The sequence below is a fragment of the Shinella sp. OV683 genome, from assembly GCF_057787725.1.
On sequence record NZ_CM173543.1, the window covers coordinates 248,879 to 271,347 of the forward strand.

A 22,469-nucleotide genomic window follows, 5' to 3' on the forward strand; every position below is an offset into this window, starting at 1 on the left:
TATCCTGCAAAATGTCTGTTGGCGCGGTCAGGCCGCGATCTGCTCGACGACGGCCTCTTCTTCCTTCGACGGGAAGCTGAAGGATGGACGGGCAAAGCCGAAGGCCGAGGGGATGGCGAGGTAGCCAATGCGAAGTGTCTCGATGCGGGAGCGGGCCAGCGAATCGAGGATGATGCCCGCCATGAACATGCCGAAGGACATGCCGATCAAGGTGACCGACAGCACCCAGGTGGGCATGCGATTGACGAGGCCGGTCATGAAGAATTCGATGAGGACGGGCACGGAAAGGGTGAGGCCGGCCGCCAGCAACGCCGACGCGAACATGCCGAAAAAGGCGAAAGGCCGGGTTTCCTTCATCAGCATGGCGAACATCCAGAGGATCTTGCCGCCGTCGCCGAAAGTCGAGAGTTTGGACTCCGAGCCTTCCGGCCGGCGGCCGTATTCGAGTTCGATTTCATTGACCGGCATGCGCAGCCGCGAGGCGTGCACCGACATCTCGGTCTCGATCTCGAAGCCGTTGGACACGGCCGGGAAGCTCTTGACGAAACGGCGGGAAAAGGCGCGGTAGCCGGAAAAGATGTCGGTGAAATCGCGGCCGAAGATCGACTGGTAGAGACGGTTGAAGATCAGGTTGCCAAAGGCGTGGCCCTGGCGCCCGGCATCGACCTTGACGTCGCGGCGGGTGCCGACGACCATGTCGGCGCGTTCGGTGATCAGCGTATTGATCAGGTCCTCGGCATCCTCGGGCGCATAGGTGCCGTCACCATCGGCCATAAGATAGATGTCGGCCTCGATATCGGAAAACATTCGGCGGACGACGTTGCCCTTGCCCTGGCGGCGTTCGCGAAACACGGTGGCGCCGGCAAGCGCTGCGCGCATGGCGGTGTCGTCGCGGGAATTGTTGTCGTAGACATAGATGCGCGCCGTCGGCAAAGCGCGGCGAAAGCCGGTCACGACTTCGCCGATTGTCAGCGATTCGTTGTAGCACGGAATGAGCACTGCGATGTCGTAGATGTCGCTCATGGCTGCCTGTCACTCCTCCGGCAGGAATATCGAGCCTTTACTATTTCTTGAGAAGGTTAAGGCTAGGTTTCAGGAAGCCTTATAATCGTCGCCAAGAGCTCCCTGATGATCAAAAATGGTAAAGAAGACGCATCCGGCGGGCTGTTTATGGGAAGCTGGCGGCTGCCATCCAGCGATGAGCCGCTGCAATTCTGGCGATCCGTGCTGTTGTTCAGCCTCATTGCGATCGTCTTCCAAATCGGTGCGCACTTTTCCAACTACAGCGATTACCTTGGCCCCGATCCGGACGATTCCATGCGGATGGTCGAGATCCGCGATTTCCTCGGTGGCCAGGGCTGGTTCGACCTGCATCAATATCGCCTGGGACCTGCCGGCGGCACGTTGATGCATTGGTCGCGGCTGATCGATGCGCCAATGGCCGCGCTGATCACCGTCTTCTCGCTGTTTCTCACGCCACACATGGCTGAAGTCGGGGCGGTGTTTGTCTGGCCGCTGCTGCTGGTCGTGCCGTTGATGGCCGCGATTGCGCTGGCGGCTTATCGCACGGGCGGCAAGCAGGCGATGGTCATGGCGCTGATCCTCGCGACGCTGTTTCTGTGCGCGATCATTCGCTTTCGGCCCGGCGCCATCGACCACCACAATGTGCAACTGGTTCTGGCAACATTCATCACTGCCATGCTGCTCGATCCGTTGGCGCGCGCATCGAATTTCGGGCTGGCCGCGGCCGCCTGCGGGTTGGCGCTGGCGATCGGCGTGGAGACGACCCCGCTTGTCGCGGTGGCCGCTATAACTGTCGGCGTGCTCTGGGCAATCAATGGCGAAAGATATCATCGCGCCGCGATCGGTTTTGGCCAGTCGCTGGGCGTGGGTACCGCAGCGATCTTCTTCGGCACGACGCCGTCCTCGCTCTGGGGGTCGGTTGCCTGTGATACGCTGTCGCTCGGTTTTTTCGCGCTTGCTGCTGCTGGTGGCGCCGGGCTTGCCGTTGCGGCAACCCTGTGCAGCCGTCAAGCCATCGGCATACGTTTCCTCGCTCTTGCGGGCGTGGGAGCACTGGTCGGCGTGGTGGCGCTCACCATTGCGCCGCAATGCCTGCACAATCCGCTGAACGACCTCGATCCGTTGTTGAAGACAATGTGGCTGGGCTCGGTGACGGAAGCGCAATCGATCGTCGCCGAGATGGCGATCAATCCTGAAACAGCCGGCGGCTTCTATGCCGTGGGGCTGCTCGGCATGGCGGTGGCGGTTTTCCGGATCATGCGCGGGCAGCAGGTGATCGCACATGCCATCCTGTTCGTGCTGGTCGGCGTCAGTTGGGCGGTCACGCTTTTGCAGGTGCGCGGCATGATCTTTGCCAACTTCCTTGCATTCATACCATTGGCCGCTCTGATCGCTGACCTCAGGGATATCTATCGTGCCCAGCAGAACAATGCGCGGGCGGCGGTGGCCTTCGTGCTGTCGGCGCTCGCGAGCATTCCCTCGGTCTGGACTTTCTCCGGCGTCATGGTGCTCGAGGCGGGCCAAGCGGTGGCAGGTGTTGCAAAGAAGCCCGATGAGGAAGACAAGGCCTGCATCACCGAGGCGCGGCTGAAAGTCCTGGACACCTTGCCGCTCGGCCGCATCCTGTCGACGGCCAATCCGGGCTCGATGCTGCTGCGCTACACGCCGCATGCGGTGCTGACGGCGAACTATCATCGCAACCAGACCGGCATGGTCGATGCGCTGAAGATCGGCATGGCCAAGCCAGCAGATGCCTTGACGATGATGAAGGACCTGAAGGTCGGCTATGTCCTGCTCTGCAAGGGCGATCCGCAGGTCGGCATGATGACGAAGGATTATCCCGCGGGGTTGTTCGCGCGACTTGCCAAGGGCGATGTCCCCGAATTTCTCGAGCCGATCGATCATGGCGGCGACAATGAGTTGCTGATCTTCAAGGTGCTTTGATTTTTCTCTTCTCCCCAGCGGGGAGAAGTGCCGAGCAAAGCGAGGCGATGAGGGGGTGCTTCGGCAATCGCGATACCCCCTCATCCGGCCCTAACGGGCCACCTTCTCCCCGCCGGGGAGAAGAGACGTCAAACCAGCGCCACGATATTGCTCGCCGTCGTGCCCGAGGCCATGACCTTGGTCAGACGCACCGGCAGCAGCGTGCCGGCTTGCACGGCCGAGAAAGTAATGCTCGCACCCGAAAGCATCAGGCCGGCAACATCGCCTGACGTGCCGACATAAAGTCCGCGCGTTGTTTCGGAAAGCAGGCTGGAGTCGCTCGGGCTGACCGCGAAGGCGTGGCTTGCGGGACCGGAAAGCGAAGGCGAGGATGTCTGAAATCTGTCTGTCATCAAATGGCTCCTTGAAATGGACAACGGGCCATTATCCCATGCCTCTGCGAGGCGGGGATATGGCGTGATAAGCCATTCAGAAGTCAGCGTTTTTTCAGTCTTAGACGAATGCCGTTTTCCGAGCGGAGCGTCAGCCTTGCGACCGGCTTCGGCACATGGCCCTCGACCGGCAGGATCTCGTAGTGCCTCAGGATCATCGACAGGATGATCGCCGATTCCTGCAGCGCGAACGATGCGCCGAGGCAGACGCGCGGACCCTGGCTGAACGGCATATAGGCGGAGCGGATTGCGTCTTTTTCGTCCTCGCGCGAAAAGCGATCGGGATCGAACGTGTCGGGGTTTTTCCAGATCTCGCGATGGCGATGGAGAAGCCAGAGCGAGATGAAGATCGCCGAACCCTTCTTAAGTTTCTTGTCGCGCATCACCTCGGGAATGGTGACGTCGCGCGGTACGAACGAGACCGGTGGATAGAGCCTGAGCGTTTCGCGAAAAACATCGCGCGTCAGCTTCAGGAACTTGAAGTGGCGCGGGGCAAAGCCGCCTTCCTGGCCGAAGGCGAGTTCGGTTTCGGCATACATGCGATCCTGGATATCCTTGTCGCGGGACACCAGATAGAGCGCCCAGGACAGCGCGCTGGCCGAGGTTTCGTGACCGGCCAAGAACATCACCGCGATCTGGTCGACAAGTTCCTTTTCGGAGAATTTCGATCCATCGGTGTCGCGCGCCGCGATCAGCGACGACAAAATATCCTGCGGCGGGTTTTCCGGATTGGTTTCGAGCAGTTCGAAACGCTTGCGCACCATGCGGGCCAGCGGTCCGCGGATGTTGCGCGCATGGCGGACAGCCCGCAGCCGCGGGATCGACAGTGCTTGCGGCAGGCCGGCCATGTTCCAGACGCCGTGGATATAGGCGAGTTCCTGGTAATGGTTGAACGCGTTGAAGATTTGCGCCGCTTCCTCGCGCGGGATCGGTTCGGAAAAGATCGTCCGGAAGATGATGTCGGCGGTGACATGGGTCATCTCGAAGTCGATCTGGACTTCTCGACCGTCGGCGACCTCGTCCAGCCGTGCCTTCATGTCGTTGGCCGATTGCATCATCAGGGGGAAGACTTCGGAGATACGGGCGAAATCGAAGGCCGGGTTCATCATCCGGCGCTGTTTTTTCCAGGTGTCGCCATTGGAGACGAAGATGCCGTTGCCGAGGATCTGGTAGAGGATGGTCCCCATCAGGTCGCTTTTCGGATAGAGATCGACATCGGATGCCAGTACGCGATCGACGATATCGGGCTGGGTGAGGAAGTAGAATTTCCGCCGGGCGCCGCGAAACTCGCCCATTTTCATCGAGTAGCTGCGCTCAAACAGCACATCGAGCGAGGAATGGCGGCCCTTGAAGATGCGTGTCAGCGGCGAGGGTCGCGTCTTGCGGATTTCCGGCATGGGGCCGATGATGCGTGGGGGCATGTCAGCGCTCCTTCTTGAAGAAGGGCTTGCCGGAGGGCCGCTCGCCGTAGCGGTCGCGCGCCTTCTGGGTGCCGCCGATTAGCAGCACGAAATCGTAGAGATCGCCGTCGAGTTGCGGATCGTCCGAGGCCTGCATGTAGAAGAAGTGCATCAGCATGCGGTAATATCGGGCCTCGTTCATATGCGCTTCGGAGAAGATCCGGTGGAACTGGGCATTGAGTATCCGCGGCATCGCTTCGGGGGGATTTGGCAGGAAATCCAGCACGTTGATCATCGCAAAGCAGGCGCCATCCGGTGGCGAGGAAAAGTCCAGCCAGGTAAAATCGGGAAATTGCGCAAAGCGCGATAGTTCCTCGTGATACCAGTTCGGCTTGTTACGGAAGGCGAGCAGGCACTGGGTCTCGCCGAGCGTGATCAGCGCTAAAGGCCCGTCCTTGCCGCCCCATTGAGGTCGGCGCTCCAGCACGCGGGACGTGAGGATCGAGGCGAGGCTGGTGCCGAAACTGTGGCCGATGATCAGCGCTTCGTCGGGATTGCCCGCTTCGATCGAGGCGATGACGTGGTCGGCCATCTGGTTCAGGCGCTCGTCGAGGCCGGGGACGAAGTCGCGGGACTTGACCATCTTGTTGGCAAACAGGCCGATGCGGCCGTTCCATTCCGGTTTGTAGCGATCCATGTTCTTGCGAATCCACCACAGCGCATAGGCGCCAAGGCCGATAAGGCCGAGTGCCACGATCTTGCCGATGATGCCCGGAAACAGCCAGAGCCCGAGAAGGCCGATCAGCGGTAGGAGCACGCCGAGGCCATGCAGGATGGCGGTCATAGCAGGCGCCGACATGACGATCGAGATCGGCCAGCTGTCGCGGATCGTCCGCGTGTAGACGCCGTCGAGGAATAGTCGCCAGAGGCCGACGATAGACTGGATGTAGACCAGCCAGTTGCGCTTGTCCCAGTGCGCGCGAATGATATCATCCCACTGGAGAAAGTCGAATTCGGTCTCGCTCTTGCCGGTGGGCAGGTCCGATGTGATTGGCCAGCGGCGGACGAGCTTGGAGATGTTCTTGCGGGCGCCGGTCTTGACCGGATGGCCTGTCGTCGTGCTCCACTTCTCCGTTTCCGTTACGCAGTTCTTATGCAGGAACAACACGCCGCGCGGGTCGAAGCCACTGATAAAGAACACTTGTCTGCGAAAAGGGCGGGAAGAATCGTCAGCCATCAACTATCCGGTTGGGTTTTCACTCATTGCTGGTGATTAGCCCATAAAGTCTTGGCGGTCCATGATGCAGATCAAATTCCGCCACTGGAGTCCCAGCCGCTTTGTCGGCATGATGTCGAACCATGACTTTCTTCGAAAATGATTCGCCGTCCAACCTCACCGAATACACCGTGACCGAGCTTTCCGGCTCGATCAAGCGGACGATGGAGGCTGCCTTCGACCAGGTGCGGGTGCGCGGCGAAATCTCCGGCTATCGCGGCCCGCATTCATCAGGTCATGCCTATTTCGCGCTGAAGGACGATCGTTCGCGGCTGGAAGCGGTGATCTGGAAGGGCTCGTTTTCCAAGCTCAAGGTGCGGCCGGAAGAGGGCATGGAGGTGATCGCCACCGGCAAGATCACCACCTTCCCCGGCTCGTCGAAATACCAGATCGTCATTGAGAGCCTGGAGCCGGCCGGTGTCGGTGCGTTGATGGCGCTCTTGGAGGAGCGCAAGCGGAAATTCACCGCCGAGGGGCTGTTCGATGCCGGTCGCAAGCAACTCTTGCCATTCATGCCTGCCGTCATCGGCGTCGTCACCTCGCCGACCGGCGCGGTCATCCGCGATATCCTGCATCGTATTTCAGACCGCTTTCCGCTGCATGTGATCGTCTGGCCGGTCAAGGTGCAGGGCGAGGGCTCGGGTGCAGAAGTCGCCAACGCCATCAATGGCTTCAATGCGTTGGAGCCGGGCGGGCCGATTGCCCGGCCCGATGTGCTGATCGTGGCGCGCGGTGGTGGTAGTCTCGAAGACCTCTGGAGTTTCAACGACGAGATCGTGGTGCGGGCGGCGGCGTCATCCGAAATCCCACTGATCTCGGCCGTTGGCCACGAAACCGACTGGACCTTGATCGATTACGCCGCCGACCAGCGCGCGCCGACGCCGACGGGGGCAGCGGAAATGGCCGTGCCGGTCAAGGCCGATCTTGAAGCCCAGATTGCCAGCCTCGGCGCCCGGCTTTCAGGCGCGATCAGCCGGCAGATGGACAATCGCCGCCAAGGCGTGCGCGGACTGGTGCGGGCACTGCCCTCCATCGATCAATTGCTGGCTTTGCCGCGCCGTCGTTTCGACGAGGCGGCCGCACGGCTGGAACGCGGGCTGGAATTGACGGCGCTTAACAAGCGGCGGTCGTTCGAAAAGGCGGCGTCGCAGCTGCGACCGGATATCCTATCGGCGCGGATTGCCGAACGCCGGCAGCGGATTTCGGAGCAGATGCTGAAGGCCGAGCGGATCGTCGAGCGGAAACTTGATCTGCTGCGCTCGCGGATCAACCGCGCCGATGCGGTGTTTGCGGGACTGCCGCTGCGGCTTGCGGGAGAGGTTGCACGAAGCAAGGAGCGGCTCAGCAGCATTTCCCGGCGCGGCGATGCGGCGCTCGACACATTCATGCGGAGGGAACGGCAGGCGCTCGTGGCGCATGACCGCATCCTGCAATCGCTGTCCTACAAGAATGTGCTGAAGCGCGGCTATGCGGTCATCCGAGACGAGGAAGACAAGGTGCTGTCCTCGGCATCGGCGATCCAAGAGGGCAAGCCGATCGCCATCGAGTTTGCCGATGGCCGCGTCGGGGCTGTCGCTGGCGAAAGCGATGCGCCGCAGCCGGTGAGGAAGAAAAATCTCTCCAAGGCGCCTGCTTCTTCAGGCACATCCGGGCAAGGAACCCTGTTTTGAAGTTTCTCGTCGTTCTCGCACACCCAATCAACGAAAGCTTTGCGGCTTCGGTTGCGAGGACAGTGGTGGCTGCGTTAGAGGCCAAGGGCCACAGCGCCGACCTGCTCGATCTTTATGCGGAGAACTTCGATCCTCGCCTGACGGCGGCGGAACGGGCGAGCCTTGTGGAGGAAACATACGACTCCTCGGCGGTCGACCCGGTGATCGCGCGCCTCAAGGCTGCAGACGGACTCATTCTTGTGTTTCCGCAATGGTGGTTTAATTTGCCCGCTATCCTGAAGGGCTTTTTCGACCGCATATTCGTTCCCGGCTTCGCTTATGGTGTCGAACCGGATAGTGGAAAGCTGTTTCCCACTCTCGACAACATCAGGTATTTCTGGGCGATAACGTCGACCGGTTCTCCGTGGTGGGTTGTGCAGTTCTACATGAACAATCCCGTGAAGCGAATCCTCAAGCGAGGGGTGGCGAAATTCTGTTGCCGCCGTGTCAATTTCCGCATGATGTCGCTGCACAGCATGGACGAGACGACGCAAGAGAAACGGCTGAAATTTCTGGAAAAGGTTCGGCGGGCGGTGGGACGTCTATAGTCACTCAAAACTACTAAGGAACTTCGCCAGCAGTCCATCCAGCACCTTCCGCTCCTCCTCACTCAACGCTTCGACCAGCCGGTGCTGATTAGCGACATGGGCGGTCACGGCCGCATCGACGACGGCAAAGCCCTTGTCCGTCAGGGCGATGATCATGCCGCGGCGGTCGTCGGGATTGGTGGTGCGCTCGACGAGACCAGCCTTTTCCAGCTGGTCGATGCGGTTGGTCATGGTGCCCGAGGTCACCATGGTCGTTGCGATCAGCTCGCCGGGTGATAGCCGATAGGGCGGGCCGGAGCGGCGCAAGGTCGCCAGCACATCGAAGCTCGAGCTTGAGAGGCCATGCCTGGCGAGCTCTGCCTCGACCTCACGGCCGAGATGGCCACGCAGCCTGGTGATACGCCCGAACAGGCCCATCGGGCCGACATCAAGGTCGGGTCGTTCGCGGTTCCACTGGGTGAGAATTTTGTCGACGTGATCCATATCCTCACTATGGCAAAAATTATCTTGACGTCAAGATAAAATGGAATATCTTGATGTCAAGATAATTTGAGGATGCATCCGATGGCCCGCCTGTCTGACATATTGCTCACCGCCATTGCCCCTGCCGTGTGGGGCAGCACCTACATCGTCACCACGCAATTGCTGCCGCAGGGCTATCCGCTGACGGTCGCGATGTTGCGGGCTTTGCCGGCGGGCCTGCTGCTGTTGCTGGTCGTGCGGCAATTGCCGTCCGGGCAATGGTGGTGGCGGTCGTTCCTGCTGGGTGCTTTGAACTTCTCCTTCTTCTGGGCGATGTTGTTCGTCTCGGCCTATCGCCTGCCGGGCGGGGTGGCGGCAACCGTCGGTGCCGTGCAGCCGTTGATCGTCATTGGCCTGTCGCGGGTGCTGCTGGCGTCGCCAATCAAGACATTGTCGATCGTAGCCGGAATTGCGGGACTCATCGGCGTGGCGCTTCTGGTGCTGACGCCAAAGGCGGCGCTCGACCCGATCGGTATTGCAGCAGGTCTAGCGGGCGCGGTTTCGATGGCCTTCGGCACGGTGCTGAGCCGCAAATGGCAACCGCCGGTCTCGCCGTTGACCTTTACCGCATGGCAGTTGACGGCGGGTGGTATCCTGCTGCTGCCGGTGGCGCTGATGCTGGAACCGTCGCTGCCGTCGCTGACCTCAGCAAATGTTGTGGGCTTCCTGTGGCTTGGACTTGTCGGTGGCGCGCTGACCTACATTCTCTGGTTCCGCGGACTGGCGCGCATCGAGCCATCCGCGGTCTCGACTCTGGGCTTCCTGAGCCCGATGGTCGCCGTCATTCTCGGCTGGGCGCTGCTGGGGCAGGATCTCGGAGTCTTGCAGGTCGCCGGCATCGTCGTCGTGCTCGGCAGCACCTGGCTCAGCCAGCGGGTGCAGGCACGACGTTCGCCGCCGTCCCAGATCTGGGCGGTTGAGAGGACTTAAAACTGCAATAAATGCGTGCTATTTTGTCCCTGCGGCAATCGATCGTTGGAGGGGCAGATGAGACTTGCATCCTATAATGTTGAGAACCTGTTCGACCGTGCCAAGGTGATGATGCTTGATGATTGGCAGGATGGTCGCACCACGCTCGAAAACTTCGCAGCGGCCAACAAGATCCTTGGGCAACAGGTCTACAGCGCCACCGACAAGGCCGCGCTCGCACAATTGCTGATCGATCTGGGCCTCCAAAGAAGCGATGAGAGTCCGTTCGTCATCCTGCGGCGCAATCGCGGTGAGTTGCTCAAGCGGCCGACGGCTGGCGGCATCGAGATTCTTGCCGACGGGCGCGCGGACTGGGTCGGCTCGCTCGAGCTCAAGGAAGCGCCGGTCAATCACGAATCCATGCTGAATACCGCGCGGGTCATATCCGACCTCAAGGCCGATGTGCTGGGGGTCGTGGAAGCAGAAAGCCGGCCTGTCCTGTCGCAGTTCAACAAGGACATCATCAGCGCGGTTGGCGGCGCACCTCACGATCACGTCATGGTCATCGACGGCAACGACACGCGCGGCATCGATGTTGGTATCCTCACCAAGTCGGATTTCCCCATCATCCGCATGGCGAGCCACGTCGACGACAAGCAGGCCAACGGCGAATTCGTCTTTTCCCGCGATTGTCCGGAATATGAAATCCGCACCAAGAATGGCAACGACCTCTATGTGCTGGTCAATCACTTCAAGAGCAAGGGATTCGGTTCACCGGCGACTTCCAATGCCAAGCGCCTGGCGCAGGCGACGCGGGTCGCTGCCATCGTCAAGGCGCTTCTGGATCGTGGCATAAAATACGTCGCCGTTATCGGCGACCTCAACGATACGCCGACGAGTCCGCCGCTGCAGCCGCTTGTCACCAGCGGCCTGCTGCAGGACGCCTACGACCATCCGAATTTCGACAACGGAGGTTTTCCCGGCACCTACGGAGGCTGTACGGCCGCCAACAAGATCGACTACCTGTTCCTGTCACCGGACCTCTACGGCAAGGTGCAGGCGGGCGGGGTGATCCGCACCGGTATGTGGCCCGGCGTTCGGCCAAAGAAGTGGGACGTCTATCCGACGCTGGTAAAACCCGTGCAGGCGGCGTCCGATCACGCCGCCCTATGGGTGGACCTCGATATCTGAGGTCAGGGCAAAAGGCCTATATCAGGCCCATTCGCCCTTGCGCAGCACCGGTACGCGGCTGCCGTCGTGGGTGATGCCGTCGATATCGACTTCGCCGGAACCGATCATCCAGTCGATATGGATGAGGCTGGTATTGCCACCCTTGGCGGCGATCTCGTCCTGGGTGAGATTGGCGCCGTTGACGAAGCACTTGGAATAGCACTGGCCGAGCGCGATGTGGCAGGCGGCATTCTCGTCAAACAGCGTGTTGTAGAACAGCAGGCCGGAAGCGGAGATCGGCGAGGAATGCGGAACGATCGCCACTTCGCCGAGACGGCTGGCGCCTTCGTCAGTTTCCAGCACCTTCTTCAGCACGGCTTCGCCCTTCGACGCCTTGGCTTCGACAATCCGGCCACCTTCGAAGCGAACCTGGATGTTGTCGATCAACGTGCCCTGGTGGCTGAGCGGCTTGGTCGAGGACACGAAGCCGCTGACCTTATGCGCATGCGGCGTGGTGAAGACTTCTTCGGTCGGGATATTGGGATTGCAGAGCACGCCGTTCTTCGAGCGCGTCGCGCCGCCATGCCATTCGTGGTCGTCGGCGAGACCCACCGCGAGATCGGTGCCGGGGCCGCGGAAATGCAGGGAATCGAAATTCTGCTCGTTCAGCCATTTGGCCCGACGCGATAGTTCCGCATTGTGGTTCTTCCAGGCGGCGACCGGATCGGCGAGGTCGACGCGAGAGGCGGCGAAGATTGCGTCTGCGAGCTTCTTGACCGCGACCGCTTCGGAATCCTCCGGAAACACCTGCCTGGCCCAGGACGGATTGGGGTAGGCGACGATGTTCCAGTTGACGTTGAAATTGGAGATATGCTCGAGCGCCGGCTTGTAGGCCGTCGACAGCGCCCGGTTGGCGCGCGCCACCTTGGTCGGGTCCTCGTTGGCAAGCAGCATCGGATTGTCGCCGGCGATGGCCAGCCGTGCCGAACCATTGGCATAGGCCTTGGCCATGCCGTCATAGAGCCAGCCGGATGCCTTGTCGAAATTGTCGTCGCTGGCATGGGCATAGCGCATCAGCGTCGCGACTTCGTCACTGTAGAAGGTCGTCACCAGGCCACCGCCGGCGAGATAGGCGTGCTTGGTGATGAAGCGGGCGAGGGGGGCGGCAGCCAGCGGCGCGGTAATCACCAGGTCCTGGCCCTTCTGCAGGTCGAGACCGACCTTGACGGCGACCTCGGCGAGTTTCTCGAGCTTACCCATGTCGATGGCGGAGTCGATTTCGGCAGTCATGCGGACCTCTATGCGGTTTGTTCGGTTGGCAAACATTTGGAGTATTTGGTGCGGTTTGTGAAGACTTGGCGGCAAATTAACGCATTTCGAAGGCAGGACGATTGGTGGCTTATGGTGCATTGCCGTCGGGCCTCCGCTCCACTATTTTGAGGCGAGATGAATTATCGCGGGCTGCCTCATGACCTTGAAAGACAAACGCATTCTGCTGATCGTTGCGGGCGGAATTGCAGCCTATAAGAGCCTCGACCTGATCCGCCGTTTGCGGGAGCGGGGCGCAGTGGTCATTCCGGTGATGACCAAGGCGGCCGAAGAGTTTGTCACCCAACTCGCCGTCGGTGCACTTGCAGCCCACAAGGTGCATGTCGACCTGTTTTCGCGCGACGACGAAGTCGATGTTGGCCATATCAGAATGGCGCGCGATTGCGATCTCGTGCTCGTCGCACCGGCCACCGCCGACCTGATGGGCAAGATGGCCAATGGCCTCGCCAATGATCTCGCCTCGACCATCCTGCTCGCCACCGAACGGCCCGTGCTGCTGGCGCCGGCGATGAACCCGAAGATGTGGTCGAACCCGGCTGTCAGCCGCAATGCCTCGCAATTGCTGATCGACGGGGCGCATTTCATCGGGCCGATGAGCGGCGAAATGGCCGAGGGCGGTGAAGCGGGCACCGGCCGGATGGCCGAGCCTTTGGACATCGTCGCCGAGGTCGAAGCCTTGCTGGACACCTCGCCGAAGCCGCTGGCCGGCAAAAAGGCGATCGTCACGTCGGGCCCGACGCACGAGCCCATCGACCCGGTGCGCTATATCGCCAACCGCTCATCGGGCACGCAGGGGCACGCGATCGCCGCGGCGCTGGCCAAGGCAGGCGCTGATGTGATCCTGGTCTCCGGGCCGGTTGCACTTACCGATCCCAGGGGCGTGAAGACCATCCATGTCGAGCGGGCGGAAGAGATGCGCGACGCGGTGCTTGCAGCGCTTCCGGCCGATATTGCAGTGATGGTCGCGGCGGTTGCCGACTGGCGGGTGGCGTCCACATCCGGCGAGAAGATCAAGAAGCAGGCGGATGGCTCGACGCCTTCGCTGGCGCTGACCGAAAACCCGGATATCCTGAGAACAGTGGGACATCATGAAAAGCGCCCGACCCTGGTGGTCGGCTTCGCCGCCGAAACCAATGATGTCGAAGCCAATGGACGCGCCAAGCTGGAGCGCAAGGGCGCGGATTTCATCGTCGCTAACGACGTGTCGCCGGAGACCGGCATCATGGGAGGCGCCCGCAACCGCGTTGCGATCATCAGTCGCGACGGCGTGGAGCACTGGCCTGATATGGCCAAGGACGAGGTGGCGGAGAGGTTGGTGGGGTTGATTGTGGGGAAGTTCCAGTAACCTCCGTCATTGTCGGGCTTGTCCCGATGATCCAGCCGCACGAAGTCTTTCGCGCGAAAAGAGTCCTTCGCGTCGCAGACGCGACGCCGTTGGATGCCCGACACAAGGCACGGGCATGAGGGGAGTATGTGGGACTGCTACTCCGCAGCCGCCATTCTCGAGCGTGGTACCATTGCCGGCGTTCCAGTCTCGAACACCGAGACCTCCAACCCGTCGGCGCCGATGACGACGGCGCTGCCGTCGGGGATGCTCATCCAGCTCTGGCGGTTGCCATCGAGCGGCTCCGACACCAGGCAATAGCCGCCCTCGAGCCCCATCGTCGAGGCATAGAGCGTCGGCGCGTTCTCGTCGGTCGCGTAGCGGACCGCATAAAGCTTGTCGCCATCCGAGAAGGCTGACGTAAATCGCACGCGTGCCTCGACGCCAAGGTGCATCGCCAGCCGTTCGATGAAGGAGATTGCCTCGCGGAAGGCGATCAGCGGTGCGTGCTCCAGCCCGAAATGCAGCGCCAGCAGGAAGATCAGTTCGGAATCCGTCGTGCCGGTGCGCGCCGCGTAGAGATCGTCCGGTAGCATGGTTTCGAGCGGCCGGCGCAGGCGGTTAAAATGATCGATCTGGCCATTGTGCATGAACGACCAGCGGCCGTGGACGAAGGGGTGGCAATTGTCGCGACGCGTGCCACCCGAGGTGGCGGCGCGGACATGGGCCAGAAACAATGGCGACCGGATCTGGCTCGCAAGGCTTTTGAGATTGCAGTCCGACCAGGCCGGCAGGATGTCACGATAGAGGCCGGGAATTTCGCGTTCGCCATACCAGGCCAGGCCGAAGCCGTCGCCGTTGGTGGGCGTGCGGGCCTCGATGGCGGAGTGCGACTGCTCGATCAGCGAGTGGGTTGGCGAAGAAACGATATCCTCGATAAACAATGCATTTCCGCGATAGGCGGCCCAACGGCACATGATCAGTCCTAGCGAACGCAGCGACGTGATTGTCGAATAGGTGATCATCCCCCGACATGGTTAACAAAGGCTGAAGGGGTGCCTGGAGGGGCGATCTTGATGCTCTCGTGAATTGGTGGTAAATATTGCTACCAATATAAAGGGATCGCAGCCGTGTCGAATGTCGAGAAAATTAGTGTTGCCCTCACCAGTCAGCAGGTCGCATTGCTACGCGAGGCGGTCGATGCAGGCGAGTATGCAACGACCAGTGAAATCGTGCGGGAAGCAGTGCGTGGCTGGCAGGAGAAGCGTGAACTTCGACGTAGCGATGTTCTGAGGCTTCGAGAACTGTGGAACGAAGGCAAAGTCAGTGGAGAGGCCACTGAACTCGATTTCGAAGAGCTGCGACGTGAGGCACGCCAGAGGCTGACCGAGGCAAAGCCGAATGGCCGCTAGGCTGCTTTGGTCGCCACAGGCACGCGCCGATCTTCTGGAAATTTACGTGGAACTGGGCTTGGTCAACCCGAGTGCTGCCGAGAGGTATTATGATCGGATCGACGAAAAGAGTGCACGACTGATGGATTATCCTCGGATGGGCACCGATGCGGGAACTGCAGAACGGCACGTTCATCAAGGCCGAGCATTAAGCAAAATTCCCCTCCCCAACTTGCGGGGTAGAGCCACTCGTCTCTACCCGTCCTTCGGACCCCCACAAGGGGGAGGGCTTAGCTTGCCGATCTGCTTCCTGCTGATCCGGCGGGTTACGCGGCTGCGTGGTTGACAATGCGGTGCCGCGTCTTAGCCCCTCCCCAAAAGGGAGGGGACTTGCTTTTAGCCCCGCGCCACTTCCTGCCCCAGACTGTCCAACAGCCCGCGGAAACCTTCCTCGCGGCCCTTGGCGGCATTGGGATCGTTGAAATAGGTGCCCTGTTCGGTCTGGGTCAGCAGCGTGCCGCCGTCCCTGGCCTCGAAAGTCTGGGTCAGGAGCGATACGGAGAAGGTCTTGCCTTCCATGGCCATGCTGTAGGAGGTGATGATCCGCTCGTTCTCGACGATTTCGTGATAGACGCCGTCATTGGTGATCTGCGGGCCGTTCTGCCAGCGGAAGGCCGAGTGATCCTTGCCGCCGACGGTGAAATCATGCCGGAAGGCGTCGACCGTCCAGCCTTCGCCTTCCACCAGCCATCGGCGCAGCTTCTCTTCCTGTGCGAAGCAGGCGAAGACCTTGGCCGGCGAGGCGGGATAGTGGCGCTCGATGGTGAAGCTTGAATGATAGAGAATTGTCTCGGTCATATCGTTTCCTTTCATGCCGCATTGAGGCGGCGCTAGTTTTCCGGGTCCATTTCGTTCAGCAGATCGCCGAGCCGGTCGAGGCGTCGTTCCGCCGGTGTCTTGCGATCGGCAATCCATTGCGACAGGCCGGCGAGGCCGCCGGGTTCGATCCGGCAGGTGCGCACCCGGCCGATCTTTTCCGTCTTGATCAGCCCGCATTCCTCCAGGACCTGCAGGTGCTGGACAATAGCCGCGAGCGACATATCGAAAGGTTCGGCAAGCGCGCTGACGCCTGACGGACCATCTGCGAGCCGCTCCAGGATTTGCCGCCGGGTGGGTTCCGCCAGCGCCTTGAGAACGGCATCGATGTTTTGATGCTTAAGCATGGACTTTAGTAATCTGTCGCCAGCAAATAGTCAAGTGTGCACTTAAGTATTTGCGAGACTTTTGGTGAGGCAAAGATGACAACTCGATATTTTCCGCATCTTGTTTCCCCCATTCGCAATCCCAGCCTCTTGAATTCAGTTCGTTTTTCCGATCTCTTGAGCACGTTCATCGGGGAGGGACGAGAATGAAATTTAAGCACGCGTTGATGTTTGCATCCGCGGTGACAGGACTGAATGTCCTGGTGCAATCGGGTTTTGCAATTGCGGGGCTCGTCAGCCCGGCCTCCATTCTTCCGGCAGGAGCGGTGCCGAATGATGCCTCGTTCCTGTTTGCGCTTTATGCCGCCGCGCGGACATTCGCTCTGGCGCTGTTCGTGTTTTTCGTCATCTGGAAGCGCTATGCGCGCATGCTGATCGTGCTCGGTATCCTGGCCGCGATCATCCAGTTCGCCGATATGTGGATCGCCATCTATCAGCTCGATATCGGCAAGGCCATCGGGCCGCTGGTCCTGGGCTGCCTGCAAAGCTATGCGATCTGGATGCTGCATAAGGCGCGTCCGGATGTTCCGAAGGTTCTAAGTAAGGGGCGATCGCCCAGGGGATAAGCGCATGTACAAACTGTATGGATCGCCGGGCTCCGGCAGCGCTTCGGTGGAAGCGGCGCTGGCGGAAGTGGGCGCCAAATACTCTGTCGCGGTCATCAACACCGGCGACGGCAAGCATCTGACGGACGAATACCGCGCGATCAATCCGCGCCAGCAGGTTCCGGCGATGGAGCTGCCCGACGGCTCAGTGATGACCGAAGGTTCGGCGATGCTGCTGCATCTGGCCGATGCGTTTCCGGATACCGGATTGGCTCCGGCGCCCGGAAGCTCGGCGCGTGCACAGCACGATCGCTGGCTGATCTTCATGGCCGTCAACATCTATGAAGGCGAGTTGCGCAAGGCGTATTCTCTTCGCTACTCGGGCGACGAAGCCGGTGCCGAGGCTGTGCAGACCTGTGCCGACGCTTATGTGAAGCGGCAATATGAGATCCTCGAAGACGCGATCGGCGCAGGCCCGTATCTGTTCGGCAGCGCGATGACGATGGCCGACATTTATCTATGGATGCTGGCCTCCTGGATGGAACCAGGCTGGCTCTCCGCTCATTGCCCGAAGATTGCCTCGCTTGCTGCTGCCGTTCGCGGACGGCCCGCCGTGGCACCCATTCATGAGGCGCATTACGGATAGGAGACGATGCGATGCATATCGACGGTCATTGTCATTGCGGCCATGTCACGTACGAGGCCGAGATCGATCCCAAAGATGTGTCGATATGCCATTGCACCGATTGCCAGCAACTGACGGGCTCGGCGTTTCGGGTCACGGTGATCACGCCTGCCGAGAATGTGCATCTGACAGGCCATCAGCCGAAGCTCTACCGCAAGTTCGGCGACAACGGCCGGCCGAGGCTGCAATATTTCTGTCCGGAGTGCGGCTCGCCGCTATTCACCACCGGTGACGGAGAGGATGCCAAGACTTGGGGCATCCGGCTCGGCAGCATCAGCCAGCGGCGGCAGCTTTCGCCGAAGCGGCAGATCTGGCATCGGTCGGCGCTGCCGTGGCTCGATTGGCTCCATGAGCTGCCCGCCACCGAGACCGAATAGATTTCGCCGATCGCCGGCCGGAACCTCGCATCGGCTTTTCGCGTTGAACACATGAAATTGGGGCCTTTCGTGCAGGCTATCGGTATCCGGCCTGGTCGACATGGCTCCTCCTCTCTGTATTCATGCACAATGCATTGTCGATGCGGTCAGCTTTGTGGCCGAAAACCCAGGGCTCATTGATGAAATTGTTCCAGTGCCAGAATTGCGGCAACACCATCCATTTCCGTAACGATGTCTGCCTGAGCTGCGGTTTTCGCGTCGGCTACATCAGTGATCTCTTTACGATGTCGGCGCTGGCGATTGAGGGAGACCAGATGCAGGCGCTCGTCGACCCCGGAAAGTCCTATTTCTTCTGCCAGAATGCCGCCGAAGCTGCCTGCAACTGGCTGGTGTTGACTGGGCTCGGTGAGACTTTCTGCCTTGCATGTCGCTACAATCTTACGATCCCGGATCTCTCGGTCCCCGACAATCGCCAACGCTGGCAGAAGATCGAGCAGGCGAAGAAGCATCTATTCTATTCGCTCACCCGGTTCGGCCTGCCGATACCATCGCGTCGCGATCATCCCGACACCGGGCTGGCCTTCGAGTTCCTCGCCGATCGCGAAGAACCGGACGGCACGATCGATAACGTTTTGACCGGTCATGCCGACGGGCTGATATCGATCAACACAGCGGAGGCCGATGATGCTGAGCGCGAAATTCGCCGTAAGGCGATGGGCGAGCCCTATCGAACACTGATCGGCCATTTCCGCCACGAGATCGGCCACTTCTATTGGGATCTGCTGATCCGCGAGCAGGGCAGGATCGAGGACTTCAAAGCCGTCTTCGGTGATCCGGATGAGGACTACGCCGCCGCATTGCAACGGCACTATCAGAATGGTGCGCCACTGGACTGGCAGTTCAATTTCATCAGCCCCTATGCCTCGTCACACCCTTGGGAGGATTTTGCCGAGACATGGGCCCACTGCTTCCACATGATCGATGGATTGGAGACGGCGCGCGAGTTCGGCATCCGGCCCGATCTGCGGCCAGACGACAATATTTCGGAGCCTGTCGAGGCTCACGGATTTGACTATTACAAGTCCGCCGATATCGCTCAGGTCATCGCGGGCTGGGTGCCGCTGACGGTGGCGATCAACAGTGTCAACCGCAGCCTCGGCCAGCCGGATTTCTATCCGTTCGTGCTATCGGAAACGGTCATCCACAAGATTGATTTCGTACTGAAGCTCATCGACGGTGCACGAATTCAAGTCGTTTGACGGAGCACTCCAGATCGCCGGGTGATTTTTCGCAGTATCAGGGAGGCTCTTCACAGAGTACATGCATGGCGACGACAAAAGTGACTTCCGGCCTGCTGCGAGATCGTGAAGCAAACTCTCATTTCCTTGCAATTTTCTCTTTCGTCATGATATTATTTTTATCACGCGGAGGAAAAAATGGCATCAAGACCAACCATTGCAGATCTCGCGAAAGCCGCCGGCGTCAGTGTTGCAACCGTCGATCGCGTGATCAACGGCCGCTATAAGGTGCGCGAGGAAACCAGCCGCCGGGTCTACGAGGCAGCCTCCCGCATCGGCTTTCACGGTCTTGCCCAACTCAGCCATCCCGCGGAGGGCGTCCAGCAATATCGGCTGGGCTTTATCCTGCCGAAGCCGAAGAACCATTTTTTCCAGTCGCTGGCGACCGAGCTCGAGCATGCGGTGAATGCCGCGCCCGGCGTCCAGGCGACGGCGCAGATCGAGTTCGTCCAGGACGATAATCCGGCACAAATCCTTGAAACGCTGCGCACGGTCAGCAACCGCAATCATGCCGTGGCGATCGCCGCACCGGACTATCCGATGCTGGCAATTGCGGTGGCGGAGCTCAAGGCCCGCAATATTCCGGTCTTCTCGATGCTCAGCGATTTCGCACCAGGCATCCGCGAGGGCTATATCGGCGTCAATAATCGCAAGGCGGGGCGCACTGCGGCATGGATGATCGCCAAAATCGCGCGGCGGCCGGGCAAAGTTGCTGTTTTCGTTGGCAGTTATCGCTTGCAGGGGCACGAGCTTCGCGAGATCGGCTTTCGCTCCTATTTTCGCGAGAACGCACCCGAATTCGAAGTGCTGAATACGCTGGTCGATCTCGAAGCGCGTCAGTCGACCTATGACGCGGTGGCCGAGTTGCTCAGCCGCCATCCGGACCTCACTGGCCTCTATATCACTGGCGGTGGCATGGAAGGTGCGATCGGCGCGATCCGCGATGCCAAGCGTGATCGGGACCTGCATGTGGTGGTAACCGAGCTGACGCCCGAGTCACGCGCAGCATTGGCCGATGGCGCTATCCTGATGGCGATTTCCACCCCACTCAAGAATCTCAGTCGCGAGCTTGTCACCCTGATGATCGGCGCGGTCGAGCACGGCGCCGCCAGCGTGCCGGGTCAGACATTCATTCCCTTCGAGATGTATGTGCAGGAAAACCTGTAGCTTGCGGGTTGAAAGTTTTTATATCAGAATTCCAGCTGACTTCTTGCAAGGGAGCCGTTCTGCAAATCCGTTGAGGACTATTTCAGAAAAACTCGCACGCTGGCCGCGCGGCCCGCGGCGTCGATCACCGTCAGGGTCGAATAGCCGCTGCCGTCCGGCTGCCACTGGTAGTTTCGCTTGCGGGTGGTCTCCAGCATCGGCTTGCCATTGGCGAGCCAGCGGAAAGGTGGTCGGCCGCCCTGCAGCTTCAGCGACAGGGGCATGACGTCGGCTGTCTGAAGCCCGAGTTCGACCTGTGCGCCTTCCGGCGGATAGACGATCTGCGGCGCAGGCTCGCGGGCGCTCATCGAGATCAGGCCCGATCGGGTCAATGCAAAGCGCTTGAGGCTGGCTGGCAGTTGCGCCTCGTCCAGCCGCAGCGCGCCGGCTGGTGCAGAGGGCAATGCGGTAAAGGCGACGCCGGATCGCGCAAAGGCCTCGAACAGGATGGGGGCTGCCGAGATGAAGCCGCTGAGGCCGGGGATCGCACCATTGTCGGCGCGGCCGACCCAGACGCCGAGGACATAGCGGCCGTCAAAACCCACCGTCCACGCATCGCGGTAGCCGTAGCTGGTGCCGGTCTTGTAGGCGATGCCGCGATCGACGGCGCCGAGCGGCGGGCGCATGCCGGAGAGAATGTCGGAGACCTGCCAGGCCGCACCGGACTCAAGGATCGGCTCGCCGTCGATGACCGATGGTTGGTCGTAGATGCCGTCGCCGAGCTTTACCGGCTTGCCGCGATTGGCAAGCCCGGCATAGAGCTGGACGAGATCGTGCAGGGTGATGCCGACGCCGCCAAGGCCGATCGCCAGGCCCGGCGTTTCGTTGGGCGGCAGGGTCGGCCGGACGTCGGCGCGGCGGAAGCGCACCAGCAGCCGCGACGGCCCGACGGTATCCAGCAGTCGCACGGCTGGCACGTTGAGGCTCATCTGCAATGCTTGCCGGATGGTGACGTCGCCCTGGTAGGTCATGTCGAAATTGCGCGGGCGATAGCCGAAGAAGTCGGCCGGCCGGTCCTCGATCAACGTCTGCTGGGCGATCATGCCTTCCTCGAAAGCGAGGCCGTAGATGAACGGTTTCAACGTCGAGCCGGGGGACCGCAATATGCGCGTCATGTCGATCCAGCCGCGGCGCGAGGTATCGAAATAGTTGGCCGAGCCGACCTCGGCGACGATCTCGCCGGTCCTGGCATCGGCCATGACCATGGCGATCGACAGCTTCGGTCCGAGCTTGGCGGCGGCCTCGGAGGCGACCTCTTCGAGCCCGCGCTGGATGTCGCGTTTCAACGTCGTGTGGTGGGTGACTTCCTTGGGCGCCTTGCGAAGAGCTGCTTCGGCGAGGTGGGCGGCAAGCGACGGCAGCGCCCGGCGTTTGTCGGGGATCGGTGTCAGTTCGGCGCGCCCTGCTTCGCCCTCACCGATGACGGTCGATACGGCCAGACGGGCAAGCACCCGGCTGCGCGCCGCTTCGGCTGCCTTATGATAGCGGTCCGGCCGACGCTTTTCCGGCAATTGCGGCAAGGCGACCAGGAGTGCTGCCTGGCCGACCGACAGCCGGCGCGGCTCCTTGCCGAAATAGGCGAGGCTGGCCGAGCGGATGCCCTCGAGATTGCCGCCATAGGGCGCAAGGTTGAGGTAGAGGTCGAGAATCTCAGCCTTTGAAAGCCGACGCTCGATCTGCACTGCGCGCGCCATCTGCAGCAGCTTGGCCGTCATAGAACGGTCCTGGCGCGGCTCGATGAGGCGCGCCACCTGCATCGACAGCGTCGAGGCGCCTGAGACGATGCGGCCGTGGGTGACGAGTTGCAGGCTGGCGCGGCCGAGCGCGATCAGGTCGATACCGTGATGTTCGTTGAAGCGCTGGTCCTCATAGGCGACCAGCATCTTGAGAAATTGCGGGTCGACGTCGGCGGCCTTGATCTTGAGCCTCCATTTGCCGTCCGGGGTGGTGAAGGCGCGCAACAACTCGCCATCCGCGTCGAGCACTTCGCGGGAAGCGACCGCCGCCTTGTCGAGCGGCGGCGGATAGGCCTGGTCGAGCGCATGCAAGCCCCAGGTGATCCCGGCAGCAAGTGCTGCCTGAACCACTGTGAAACCTGCGAGTGCGCGACCAAGTCTCAT

Annotated in this window: 23 protein-coding genes; 13 read left to right on the forward strand and 10 right to left on the reverse strand. The window is 61.0% G+C overall.

What is annotated here, in order from left to right; translation table 11 throughout:
• Positions 1–27: 27 nt before the first annotated feature.
• Positions 28–1,023 carry a glycosyltransferase gene (locus ACXHRN_RS01250; protein WP_488639546.1) on the reverse strand — a complete coding sequence of 332 codons (996 nt, stop codon included), beginning with the start codon at positions 1,021–1,023 and terminating at the stop codon, positions 28–30.
• 105 nt (positions 1,024–1,128) lie between these two features.
• Here ACXHRN_RS01250 and ACXHRN_RS01255 point away from each other — a divergent pair, with 105 nt between their 5' ends.
• Positions 1,129–2,967, forward strand: a complete 1,839-nt coding sequence (locus ACXHRN_RS01255) for a hypothetical protein (RefSeq protein ID WP_488639547.1) — start codon at positions 1,129–1,131, stop codon at positions 2,965–2,967.
• 128 nt (positions 2,968–3,095) lie between these two features.
• Here the strand turns inward: ACXHRN_RS01255 and ACXHRN_RS01260 are convergent, their stop codons facing one another.
• From ACXHRN_RS01260 to ACXHRN_RS01270, 3 genes are all read right to left on the reverse strand, one after another.
• Positions 3,096–3,359 (reverse strand): spike base protein, RCAP_Rcc01079 family, encoded by a 264-nt coding sequence (locus ACXHRN_RS01260; RefSeq protein ID WP_488639548.1) that lies wholly within the window; start codon positions 3,357–3,359, stop codon positions 3,096–3,098.
• Positions 3,360–3,442: 83 nt separating this feature from the next.
• A complete protein-coding gene (locus tag ACXHRN_RS01265; RefSeq protein WP_488639549.1) occupies positions 3,443–4,819 on the reverse strand; it encodes a cytochrome P450 in 1,377 nt (458 codons plus the stop codon).
• A gap of 1 nt (position 4,820) precedes the next feature.
• Positions 4,821–6,035 (reverse strand): hypothetical protein, encoded by a 1,215-nt coding sequence (locus ACXHRN_RS01270; protein ID WP_488639550.1) that lies wholly within the window; start codon positions 6,033–6,035, stop codon positions 4,821–4,823.
• Between the two features lie 122 nt (positions 6,036–6,157).
• Between ACXHRN_RS01270 and xseA the strand changes: the two genes are divergently transcribed.
• Both xseA and ACXHRN_RS01280 read left to right on the forward strand, forming a co-directional pair.
• Positions 6,158–7,744 carry an exodeoxyribonuclease VII large subunit gene (xseA, locus tag ACXHRN_RS01275; protein ID WP_488639551.1) on the forward strand — a complete coding sequence of 529 codons (1,587 nt, stop codon included), beginning with the start codon at positions 6,158–6,160 and terminating at the stop codon, positions 7,742–7,744.
• Entirely contained in the window at positions 7,741–8,331 is a 591-nt protein-coding gene (locus ACXHRN_RS01280) for an NAD(P)H-dependent oxidoreductase (protein ID WP_488639552.1), read from the forward strand. The genes xseA and ACXHRN_RS01280 overlap by 4 nt, the downstream gene beginning before the upstream one ends.
• On the opposite strand, the gene ACXHRN_RS01285 is transcribed toward ACXHRN_RS01280, so the two are convergent.
• Positions 8,332–8,814 (reverse strand): MarR family winged helix-turn-helix transcriptional regulator, encoded by a 483-nt coding sequence (locus ACXHRN_RS01285; protein ID WP_488639553.1) that lies wholly within the window; start codon positions 8,812–8,814, stop codon positions 8,332–8,334. It abuts the gene before it with no gap.
• A gap of 81 nt (positions 8,815–8,895) precedes the next feature.
• Between ACXHRN_RS01285 and ACXHRN_RS01290 the strand changes: the two genes are divergently transcribed.
• Both ACXHRN_RS01290 and ACXHRN_RS01295 read left to right on the forward strand, forming a co-directional pair.
• Positions 8,896–9,783 carry an EamA family transporter gene (locus ACXHRN_RS01290; protein WP_488639554.1) on the forward strand — a complete coding sequence of 296 codons (888 nt, stop codon included), beginning with the start codon at positions 8,896–8,898 and terminating at the stop codon, positions 9,781–9,783.
• 57 nt (positions 9,784–9,840) lie between these two features.
• A complete protein-coding gene (locus tag ACXHRN_RS01295; protein ID WP_488639555.1) occupies positions 9,841–10,953 on the forward strand; it encodes an endonuclease/exonuclease/phosphatase family protein in 1,113 nt (370 codons plus the stop codon).
• A 21-nt stretch (positions 10,954–10,974) separates the two neighbouring features.
• Here ACXHRN_RS01295 and ACXHRN_RS01300 read toward each other — a convergent pair whose 3' ends face one another.
• Positions 10,975–12,222 carry an aminopeptidase gene (locus ACXHRN_RS01300; protein ID WP_488639556.1) on the reverse strand — a complete coding sequence of 416 codons (1,248 nt, stop codon included), beginning with the start codon at positions 12,220–12,222 and terminating at the stop codon, positions 10,975–10,977.
• 178 nt (positions 12,223–12,400) lie between these two features.
• Between ACXHRN_RS01300 and coaBC the strand changes: the two genes are divergently transcribed.
• Positions 12,401–13,606, forward strand: a complete 1,206-nt coding sequence (gene coaBC, locus ACXHRN_RS01305) for a bifunctional phosphopantothenoylcysteine decarboxylase/phosphopantothenate--cysteine ligase CoaBC (RefSeq protein WP_488639557.1) — start codon at positions 12,401–12,403, stop codon at positions 13,604–13,606.
• Between the two features lie 137 nt (positions 13,607–13,743).
• Here the strand turns inward: coaBC and ACXHRN_RS01310 are convergent, their stop codons facing one another.
• Complete coding sequence (locus ACXHRN_RS01310; RefSeq protein WP_488641788.1) at positions 13,744–14,562, reverse strand: class II glutamine amidotransferase; 819 nt, start codon at positions 14,560–14,562, stop codon at positions 13,744–13,746.
• A gap of 153 nt (positions 14,563–14,715) precedes the next feature.
• Between ACXHRN_RS01310 and ACXHRN_RS01315 the strand changes: the two genes are divergently transcribed.
• Both ACXHRN_RS01315 and ACXHRN_RS01320 read left to right on the forward strand, forming a co-directional pair.
• Complete coding sequence (locus tag ACXHRN_RS01315) at positions 14,716–14,997, forward strand: ribbon-helix-helix domain-containing protein (RefSeq protein ID WP_488639558.1); 282 nt, start codon at positions 14,716–14,718, stop codon at positions 14,995–14,997.
• The gene (locus tag ACXHRN_RS01320; protein ID WP_488639559.1) at positions 14,987–15,322 is read left to right on the forward strand and encodes a type II toxin-antitoxin system RelE/ParE family toxin; all 336 of its coding nucleotides are present in this window, start codon (positions 14,987–14,989) and stop codon (positions 15,320–15,322) included. Before ACXHRN_RS01315 ends, ACXHRN_RS01320 begins: the two co-directional genes overlap by 11 nt.
• Positions 15,323–15,372: 50 nt before the next feature.
• On the opposite strand, the gene ACXHRN_RS01325 is transcribed toward ACXHRN_RS01320, so the two are convergent.
• Complete coding sequence (locus ACXHRN_RS01325; protein WP_488639560.1) at positions 15,373–15,834, reverse strand: SRPBCC family protein; 462 nt, start codon at positions 15,832–15,834, stop codon at positions 15,373–15,375.
• A 32-nt stretch (positions 15,835–15,866) separates the two neighbouring features.
• Positions 15,867–16,199 (reverse strand): ArsR/SmtB family transcription factor, encoded by a 333-nt coding sequence (locus tag ACXHRN_RS01330; RefSeq protein ID WP_488639561.1) that lies wholly within the window; start codon positions 16,197–16,199, stop codon positions 15,867–15,869.
• Positions 16,200–16,384: 185 nt separating this feature from the next.
• On the opposite strand from ACXHRN_RS01330, the gene ACXHRN_RS01335 reads away from it, so the two are divergent.
• From ACXHRN_RS01335 to ACXHRN_RS01355, 5 genes are all read left to right on the forward strand, one after another.
• Complete coding sequence (locus ACXHRN_RS01335; protein ID WP_488639562.1) at positions 16,385–16,804, forward strand: hypothetical protein; 420 nt, start codon at positions 16,385–16,387, stop codon at positions 16,802–16,804.
• A gap of 4 nt (positions 16,805–16,808) precedes the next feature.
• Positions 16,809–17,429 (forward strand): glutathione S-transferase family protein, encoded by a 621-nt coding sequence (locus ACXHRN_RS01340; RefSeq protein WP_488639563.1) that lies wholly within the window; start codon positions 16,809–16,811, stop codon positions 17,427–17,429.
• A gap of 11 nt (positions 17,430–17,440) precedes the next feature.
• Complete coding sequence (locus tag ACXHRN_RS01345; RefSeq protein ID WP_488639564.1) at positions 17,441–17,845, forward strand: GFA family protein; 405 nt, start codon at positions 17,441–17,443, stop codon at positions 17,843–17,845.
• 179 nt (positions 17,846–18,024) lie between these two features.
• A complete protein-coding gene (locus ACXHRN_RS01350) occupies positions 18,025–19,104 on the forward strand; it encodes a zinc-binding metallopeptidase family protein (protein ID WP_488639565.1) in 1,080 nt (359 codons plus the stop codon).
• 177 nt (positions 19,105–19,281) lie between these two features.
• Positions 19,282–20,310 carry a LacI family DNA-binding transcriptional regulator gene (locus tag ACXHRN_RS01355; protein ID WP_488639566.1) on the forward strand — a complete coding sequence of 343 codons (1,029 nt, stop codon included), beginning with the start codon at positions 19,282–19,284 and terminating at the stop codon, positions 20,308–20,310.
• A 77-nt stretch (positions 20,311–20,387) separates the two neighbouring features.
• Here ACXHRN_RS01355 and pbpC read toward each other — a convergent pair whose 3' ends face one another.
• Positions 20,388–22,469, reverse strand: coding sequence for a penicillin-binding protein 1C (gene pbpC / locus ACXHRN_RS01360; RefSeq protein WP_488639567.1), 2,082 nt, complete (start codon positions 22,467–22,469; stop codon positions 20,388–20,390).